The organism is Allomuricauda sp. CP2A, from assembly GCF_001683915.1.
GTDB lineage: Bacteria > Bacteroidota > Bacteroidia > Flavobacteriales > Flavobacteriaceae > Flagellimonas.
Genome location: NZ_LXTT01000109.1, coordinates 23,781 through 30,697 on the forward strand (window position 1 = coordinate 23,781; position 6,917 = coordinate 30,697).

Annotated in this window: 7 protein-coding genes; 1 reads left to right on the top strand and 6 read right to left on the bottom strand. The window is 40.8% G+C overall.

What is annotated here, in order from left to right:
• Nucleotides 1-51 precede the first annotated feature (51 nt).
• The 5 genes from A7D14_RS12975 to rpsA form a co-directional block, all read right to left on the bottom strand.
• Nucleotides 52-957 carry a ribonuclease Z gene (locus A7D14_RS12975; RefSeq protein WP_067035274.1) on the bottom strand — a complete coding sequence of 302 codons (906 nt, stop codon included), beginning with the start codon at nucleotides 955-957 and terminating at the stop codon, nucleotides 52-54.
• 170 nt (nucleotides 958-1,127) lie between these two features.
• Entirely contained in the window at nucleotides 1,128-1,460 is a 333-nt protein-coding gene (locus A7D14_RS12980) for a ribonuclease Z (RefSeq protein ID WP_067035278.1), read from the bottom strand.
• Nucleotide 1,461: 1 nt separating this feature from the next.
• On the bottom strand, nucleotides 1,462-2,388 hold the full coding sequence (locus tag A7D14_RS12985; protein ID WP_067035282.1) for an aspartate carbamoyltransferase catalytic subunit: 927 nt from the start codon (nucleotides 2,386-2,388) through the stop codon (nucleotides 1,462-1,464).
• 6 nt (nucleotides 2,389-2,394) lie between these two features.
• On the bottom strand, nucleotides 2,395-2,934 hold the full coding sequence (pyrR, locus tag A7D14_RS12990) for a bifunctional pyr operon transcriptional regulator/uracil phosphoribosyltransferase PyrR (RefSeq protein ID WP_067035285.1): 540 nt from the start codon (nucleotides 2,932-2,934) through the stop codon (nucleotides 2,395-2,397).
• 116 nt (nucleotides 2,935-3,050) lie between these two features.
• A complete protein-coding gene (gene rpsA, locus A7D14_RS12995; protein ID WP_067035288.1) occupies nucleotides 3,051-4,889 on the bottom strand; it encodes a 30S ribosomal protein S1 in 1,839 nt (612 codons plus the stop codon).
• Nucleotides 4,890-5,151: 262 nt separating this feature from the next.
• Between rpsA and A7D14_RS13000 the strand changes: the two genes are divergently transcribed.
• Nucleotides 5,152-5,532, top strand: coding sequence for a LysM peptidoglycan-binding domain-containing protein (locus A7D14_RS13000; protein WP_067035314.1), 381 nt, complete (start codon nucleotides 5,152-5,154; stop codon nucleotides 5,530-5,532).
• A gap of 186 nt (nucleotides 5,533-5,718) precedes the next feature.
• Here the strand turns inward: A7D14_RS13000 and A7D14_RS13005 are convergent, their stop codons facing one another.
• Entirely contained in the window at nucleotides 5,719-6,318 is a 600-nt protein-coding gene (locus A7D14_RS13005) for an MCP four helix bundle domain-containing protein (RefSeq protein WP_067035291.1), read from the bottom strand.
• Nucleotides 6,319-6,917: the final 599 nt, after the last annotated feature.

Consider the following 6,917-nt stretch of genomic DNA (forward strand, 5'->3'; position numbering starts at 1 on the left):
AATGGTGAATGGAAAAGTTTTCCATTGGGTAGGGATGAGGGATGTGAATCTTTATATTTCAAAGATTTTGCCATCATCGGCCAATTCCACATTGGGAAAAACCTGTAAAGCTTCTTCCCTAAAAAGTTCCAAGGATTTGTATCGGGTGGAGTAATGGCCCAAGATCAGTGTGCCTACATGGGCTTTTCGGGCAATTTGGCCCGCCTGTTTTGCGGTAGAGTGTTTTGTTTTGGCACAAAGATGCTTCTCGGTCTCCAAAAAAGTGGATTCATGGTACAAGGTATCCACATTTTTAATGATGGGCACAATGGATTCCTTGTAAACCGTATCGCTGCAAAATGCATAGCTTTTGGGTTTTGGGGGATTTAAAGTGATTTTTACATTCGGAATGAGTTCTCCATTTTTCGATATGCCATCAGCACCATTTTTGATGTTGTTGAACTGGCTCTTATCGATTCCATATTTTCTGGCCTTGTCAATATCCAGAGTTCGTGGAGCTGGCTTTTCCCGGAACAAGAAACCGTTGGCATACACCCTGTGATCTAAAGGAATGGTATGCACACTGATTTTGTCATCTTCAAACAAAAGTTCCGAGTCTTTGGATTCCAGTTCATGAAAAATAAGGGGGTAATTGGTCCAACTGTCCCCCAACTTTAGAAGCAGGGTAATGGCTTCCTTGATGCCCTTTGGGCCATAAATGTGCAACTCTGCCTCCCTGCCCAAAAGCCGAAACGTGGAAACCAGTCCGGGCAATCCAAAAAAATGGTCGCCGTGCAAATGGGAAATAAATATGTGCTTGATTCTGGAAAACTTGACCTTGTATTTTCTTAGGTGCACCTGGGTGCCTTCACCACAATCAATCAAAAAAATATGATTTTTTGTTTCAAGAACTTGGGAGGTTGGGTTGGTAAAGGTTCGTGGCGTTGCTGAATAACACCCTAGGATAGTAAGTTTCACAAATTATGGAAAAATTAAAAACGGAAAGTTAGTGATTGAAATTGGAAAATAGATGGTTGACGGTTAGATTCTTGGATAGTATGGGTTGGGAGACAGGAGAGAAGAGACAAGAGAGAAGAATCAAGAGACAAGAATCAAGAGTCAGGAGTCTTATGTCTTATCCCAAATATCTAAATCCCCAAATCCCGTTCTATTTCCTCCATCTCTATAAGATCCTTGGCTTCTTGAATGGTGGGCACCACACTGATCTCATCCGGAATATCATCGTATGAGACTTTATCCGTGACCAAAACAAAGGATTGTCCAGAAGCTTTATGGGTGTTGGAGATATCCAAGAACTCCAAAATATCCGCTTCGGTAAGTTTTTTGAAGGAAAAAAGGTTTATAATAATATTATCGTGCTTGATTTTGGGGTAGGCGTTTTTCAAATTCTCCATAAAGGTAGAAAGCGAGGTTTTCTCCTGAAAAACGATAGTGGTTGTGCCTTCTTTGTCGAAAATCATATTACTTGATTTTTGATGCCAATAAATATAATACTGCCATACGGATGGCCACTCCATTCTCCACCTGGTGCAGAATGATGGATTGAGCTGAGTCCGCCACATCACTTGTAATCTCCACGCCCCTATTGATTGGGCCGGGGTGCATGATCACAATTTGTTTGTCCAAACTGTCCAGCAGCTGTTTGTTCACCCCAAATTGTTGGGTATACTCTCGGGTGGAGGGAAAATAACTGATGTCCATCCGCTCATTTTGAATGCGAAGCATGTTGGCCACATCGCACCATTCCAGTGCTTTTTTGAGATTGGTCTCCACAGTTACTCCAAGCGATTCAATATGTTTTGGAATGAGGGTCTTTGGTCCACATACCTTAACATTCGCCCCCTGTAATTTTAGGGCAAAAATGTTGGAGAGTGCCACTCTGGAATGCAGAATATCGCCCACAATGACCACATTTTTACCGCCCACATCCCCAAACTTCTCCTGGATGGAATAGGAGTCCAACAGGGCTTGTGTAGGGTGTTCATGGGCACCATCCCCTGCATTGACAATGGATGCCTTTACATGTTTTGAAAGGAAAATACCCGCTCCCGGATTGGGGTGGCGCATGACCACCATATCCACTTTCATGGAAAGGATATTGTTCACGGTATCAATGAGCGTTTCACCTTTTTTAACCGATGACGATGCCGCAGAGAAATTTACCACGTCAGCGGACAATCGTTTTTCGGCCAGTTCAAAGGACAATCGGGTTCGGGTACTGTTCTCAAAAAAGATATTTGCGATGGTAATATCGCGGAGTGTGGGCACCTTTTTAATGGATCGGTTGATGACCTCCTTAAAATGGTCGGCAGTTTCAAAAATGAGTGCGATATCCTTTTTGTTCAGATACTTTATTCCCAGCAAGTGGTTTACACTCAGTTCACTCATTTCAATTTATTTACTTACTAAATATACAATGTCCTCCCCATCATTTTCTGCCCACATCACCTTTACTTTTTCTTCATTTATGGCGTCCACCTGTCTGCCCCTGTAATTGGGCTGTATGGGCAAATGTCTGCTAAAACGTCGGTCAATCAGCGTCAATAATTCAATGCTTTTGGGCCTTCCAAAAGACTGGATGGCCGTTAGGGCCGCCCGTATGCTTCTTCCGGTGTAGAGCACATCATCAATGAAGACCACTTTTTTATCCTCTACCAAAAAGTTCATTTTGGTGGAATTGGCCTTCAGGATTTTATCCCCTCTTCCAAAGTCGTCCCTAAAAAATGTAATGTCCAAGAATCCGAGGGCCACATCTTTTACTTTATAGTCCTCTTTGAGAATTTTGGCGAGTCTTTCAGCCAAAAAAATACCTCGTGGCTGAATGCCGATGAGGGCGGTATCCGAAAAATCTAAATGGTTTTCCAACAGTTGACAAGCCAACCGGTGCAGTATGATGTTGATTTCTTTTGAAGTAAGCAGTACTCTTTGACCCATATGCTGTGCAACCGACTCTGTTGAATGCAAAAGTAAGCAATTCTTTAGAATGCCGGGGCCATAAAAAAACCCCGACTGTTTCCAGCGGGGCTTTTCCTCTATTTATGAAAATCTGATTACTTTTTCTTGGAATCAGCTTCCATTTTATCCTTCAATGCCTGCAACTGAGAGTTGGCATCACCAAGTGTAGGTGCAGCTTCATCTGAAGATGTAGACCTTTTCTTGGCGGCTTTTACATTCTTCTCTTCTTGCTCTCTAAAGATAGCGGTGTGGCTGGCCACAACTCGCTTGAAATCTTTATTGAACTCGATGATCTTGAATTCTGCTTCTTCACCTTTTACAAGCTTCTTACCATCTTCTTTCTCCAAATGTCTTGATGGAACAAATCCAACAATGTCTTCATTGAAATTAATGGTGGCTCCTTTGTCAACAATCTCTGCAATAGAAGCTTTGTGAACGGTTCCTTCAGCAAACTCTTCTGAGTATTTGTCCCAAGGGTTCTCTGTGGTCTGTTTGTGTCCAAGGCTCAATTTGCGCCCTTCAACATCCAATTCCAATACTTCAACTTCCAAAGTGTCACCTACGGTAACAAACTCAGATGGATGCTTGATTTTCTTGGTCCAAGAAAGATCGGAGATATAGATCAAACCGTCGATTCCTTCTTCCAACTCAACAAAAACACCGAAGTTGGTAAAGTTTCTAACGATTCCTTTGTGTCTAGATCCAACAGGATACTTGGAAGTGATGTCTGTCCATGGGTCTGGAGTCAATTGCTTGATGCCCAAAGACATTTTGCGATCTTCCCTATCCAAGGTCAAAACAACGGCTTCTACCTCATCACCAACATTTACAAAATCCTGGGCAGAACGCAAGTGCGTAGACCAAGACATTTCTGAAACGTGGATCAATCCTTCAACACCTTCGGCAACCTCGATAAAGGCACCGTAATCTGCGATTACAACAACTTTACCTTTTACTTTGTCACCAACTTTGATCTCATCCCCTAGGGCATCCCATGGGTGTTTCTCCAATTGCTTAAGACCCAATTGGATCCTTGATTTATTGTCATCAAAGTCAAGGATAACCACATTCAGTTTCTGATCCAACTCAACAACTTCGTTGGGGTGGTTGATTCGGCTCCAAGAAAGGTCGGTAATGTGAACCAATCCGTCCACACCGCCAAGGTCGATAAATACTCCGTAAGAAGTAATGTTCTTGACGATACCTTCCAATACTTGGCCTTTTTCCAATTGACCAATGATTTCCTTTTTCTGCTCTTCGATATCGGCCTCGATCAACGCTTTGTGCGATACCACTACGTTTTTGAACTCGTGGTTGATCTTCACAACTTTGAACTCCATCGTCTTACCAACATACTGATCGTAATCGCGGATGGGCTTCACATCAATTTGGGAACCGGGCAAGAACGCCTCAATTCCGAATACGTCAACGATCATACCTCCTTTGGTACGACATTTCACGAAACCGGTAACGATCTCTTCTTTGTCGTGTGCATTGTTCACACGCTCCCAAGCTTTGATGGTTCTTGCTTTTCTGTGAGACAACACCAATTGACCGGTCTTGTCCTCACGGATATCTATAAGCACCTCAACTTTGTCACCCACCTTAAGATCGGGGTTGTAACGGAACTCGTTCAGCGAAATAACACCTTCAGACTTTGCGTTGATGTCGATGATCGCCTCACGGTCGGTCATGTGAACCACAGTTCCCTCAACAACTTCTTCATCTGCGGTATCAACAAAATTCTCCTCAACAAGCTTTTCAAATTCGTTGAGCTTACGGTCGTCTACTTTTTCAATACCTTCCTCATACTTCTCCCAGTCAAAGTTTTCCAAAAACTCCTTGGGATCTTGTTGAGTTTGTGCTTCTTGTTTTACTTCTGGTGCCGCAGTCGTCTCTTCAACTTCTGCAACGTTTGTTTTTTCTTCAGCCATGTGCTGACCTAAAATTTGTATTCCACGTTTTTATAAGAGTTGAGCAATTACCGTGAAAGTGGTTTTTATATTTGATTTCAGTTCCTTTTTTCCTCTTACTGCTTTGCTAAAAAAGGAGTGCAAAAATACAATTAAATTCTTGATTCACAAAGTATCTGCCGCAAAGGTTGGGATTGAAAAAAGTATTACACAAATTTAATAGTGGAATATTGCCATAATGATTATCTTGAAAGACCTAATTGTTAACTATAAAATTTGCATTATGAGCGTAAAAGCAAAGTATCAACCCGTATTAGATCTTGGTCTTAAATTGAACATAAAGGATGGCGATGTTTCTGAAGAAAACGGCGTCTTAAAAATAAAGGGGCAAGCGGCTACCCCCTATGAAAAAAACATTCTATGGGATAAAATCAAGGAAATTGGCGGACAAAGCCCATCTGACATCAAAGCAAACATTACCGTGGCCGATGAGTCTGTATATGCCAGACATACCGTAAAAAGTGGGGAATCCTTGAGCAAGATTGCCAAACATTATTATGGGGATCCCATGAAGTACAAACAAATCTTTGAGGCGAATACCGACAAGCTCAAGAATCCGGATTTGATCCACCCCGATCAGGTGTTGGTGATTCCGAATTTGTAGAAAATTGTCAGTTCGAGCCTGCCTTTGTCAGCAGACAGGTGGAGTCGAGATGTACATGAGTTCTCGACTGCGCTCGAACTGACAATATGCAATAGAAAAGGCGCCAAAGGGCGTCTTTTTTGTTTATGTAAAGTTTTTCACCAACAACCAACCATGGTACGAGATACGGGAGTGGCAGAGTTGAACTTAAGACTTTTCCTTTGGTTTATACATTACAATAATCTGAATTAAAATAGCCAAGAAAACCAGTATATAAATTTCAATTTGGGTAAATAATTCTACTGTATCTATGGCACGTTTACTGATTGACATTTGTCTGCTCCCTTCATTCAGCTGAATTTTAGATAAATCAGTAAGATTTGTTTTTAAATTTTCAATATGATCGAGAACTTGTGAATTATCAACATAGTCTGATTTTTTAAACTGACTTTCGGAATCCGATAACGACTGAACATTCCTCTTCAGATCATTGAATACATCAGCCTCCTCCGACGTCAATTTTGTTTGCTCAAACCTGGAAATCAAAGATTGTATAGTATCGTTGACCTTTGGGTTTTGGGTATTGAAAAAAATGGAGTCTGACACTGATACAGCTAATTCTTTTTGGTGAACCGACTTGAGCATTTTAAAAATTAAATCATTTGCCACCAATCTGTCTTCGTAAATTGTAACGACTGAATCACGAACTCGAACAAAATTGTTCTTATCGATTAAATTTGTAGCAATGATCAGAACAAAAATCATCAGTATTCCGAGTATCCATTTTATTTTATTGTAGAACGACATATTTTACTGTTTTATGGAAATTAAACCCGAATTGCAAAGATACAGATAACGTGGCACATCAATTTGTATAATTCATTGCCAGTAAAGGCTTAGATACAAAAATCCGATGCAATTTTCTCTCTGTGATTGTTTGCTAATATTGCCGAAACATGCAACAAAATCATAGCCGAGGCCATTGAGCGTAATTCAAATAGTCCCCTGCTTTTTATCCCTCCTTCGCAATCACCCGTTTAGCAAACTCATGGATACGCTCAAATTGTTCTTTCAAGGCCATCTCGCCATTGTCAAACTCTACGGCATCCTTGGCCTTTTCATTCGAACCACCTTCAAATATTGACTAGCAATAGGGTATTGTAAACCCAAAGCTTGCATCCATCAATTGCGTCTAGATTTTAGCGGCAAAAAAGATAACTTCACTCCAGCCTGCCGAAAAGAAAGTATTACCAAATATAATACTTAAAAAAACAGATTCATATCCTGATAGTATACATGTAAAGACAATGAATGAAATTGTATGGAAATCACAATAAATAATAAAAAATTTCCTAAGGATGAGTTACTTAGGTTAATTGAAAAAAGTAAAATAGGTGCTATTAAAC